Source organism: Kitasatospora sp. NPDC048194 (genome assembly GCF_043202455.1).
Lineage (GTDB): Bacteria > Actinomycetota > Actinomycetes > Streptomycetales > Streptomycetaceae > Kitasatospora.
The window spans coordinates 1-1,582 of sequence record NZ_JBIDAK010000077.1 but is presented as its reverse complement, the minus strand read 5'-3'; the positions used below and the strand labels follow the sequence as shown (position 1 = coordinate 1,582).

2 protein-coding genes are annotated in these 1,582 nt (G+C 72.8%); both read right to left on the bottom strand.

The features are described from left to right. Positions 1–776 (bottom strand): electron transfer flavoprotein subunit alpha/FixB family protein (locus ACGF07_RS35610; protein ID WP_392905837.1); only part of this gene is annotated, 776 nt, incomplete at its 3' end. 38 nt (positions 777–814) lie between these two features. Further along, positions 815–1,582, bottom strand: a 768-nt coding sequence (locus tag ACGF07_RS35605; RefSeq protein ID WP_392905834.1) for an electron transfer flavoprotein subunit beta/FixA family protein, incomplete at its 5' end; no start/stop codon positions are given.

Below are 1,582 nucleotides of genomic sequence, written 5' to 3'. Positions count from 1 at the left end.
AGCTGCGGGGAGACCTGCTTGCCGGTCTGGCCGACCTGGTTGCTGTGCGGGTACCAGCCGGCGTCGACGGCCGCGCGCGAGGCGCCGACGGCCGCGCCGAGCACGTCCGCGAGCTCCTCGACCACGCCGAAGCCCTCGGCGGCGCCGACCCCGCGGCCGCCGGAGACCACGATGGCGGCCTCGGTCAGCTCGGGACGGCCGGTGGACACGCGCGGGGTGCGCGAGGTGACCTTGGCGGCGTTGCCGGTGAACTCGACGGCCACGTTCTCGACGGCTCCGGCGGCCGGGGCCGCCTCCGGAGCGACGGCGTTCGGCTTGACCGTGATGACCGGGGCGCCCTTGGTGACCTTGGACTTCACCTGGAAGGACGCCGCGAACACCGACTGGGTGGCGACCGGACCGCCGTCGCCGGCCTCCAGGTCGACGGCGTCGGTGATGATGCCGGAGCCGAGACGCAGCGCGACGCGCGCGGCGACCTCCTTGCCCTCACCGGAGGAGGTGACCAGCACGGCGGCGGGGGCGGCGGCCCCCGCGATCTGGGCCAGGGCGTCGACCTTCGGGACGACCAGCTGGTCGGTGAACTCGGTGCCGTCGGCGACGTACACCTTGGCGGCGCCGTACTCGGCGGCCTTGGCGGCGATGTCGGCGGCGGCGGTGCCGGCGCCGAGGACGACCGCGGACGGCTCGCCGATGCGGCGCGCCAGGGTCAGCAGTTCGAGGGCCGGCTTGCGGACCACACCGTCGGCGTGGTCCACCAGGACGAGAATCTCAGCCATTGCTCAATGTCTCCGTGTTTCGCTGGGTCGGTGGTGGCTCAGATGAACTTCTGGTCGGCGAGGAAGCCCGCGAGCTGCTTGCCGCCCTCGCCCTCGTCCTTGACGACCGTGCCCGCGGTGCGCGCCGGGCGCGCCGCCACCGACTCGACCGCGGTCCACGCCCCCGCCAGGCCGACCTCGTCCGCCTCGATGCCCAGGTCGTCCAGGTCCAGCGACTCCACCGGCTTCTTCTTCGCGGCCATGATCCCCTTGAACGAGGGGTAGCGGGCCTCACCCGACTGGTCCGTCACCGAGACCACCGCCGGCAGCGGGGCCTCCACCAGCTCGGTCGCCGCGTCACCGTCACGACGGCCCTTGACCACGCCGCCCTCGACCGACACCTCCGACAGCAGCGTCAGCTGCGGCACGCCCAGCCGCTCCGCCAGCAGCGCCGGCAGCACACCCATCGTGCCGTCCGTCGACGCCATGCCACCGATCACCAGGTCGAACCCGGTCTTCTCCAGCGCCTTCGCCAGGACCGCCGACGTCCCGATCACGTCCGAGCCGTGGATGTCGTCGTCGTTCACGTGCACGGCCTTGTCCGCGCCCATCGACAGCGCCTTGCGCAGCGCGTCCTTGGCGTCGTCCGGGCCCACCGTCAGCACCGTCACCTCGGCGCCCTCGTTCGCCTCCGCGATCCGCAGCGCCTGCTCCACGCCGTACTCGTCCAGCTCCGACAGGAGGCCGTCCACGCCCTCCCGGTCGGTGGTGTGGTCGTCCGCGAAACGACGGTCACCCGTCGCATCCGGCACGTACTTCACACAGAC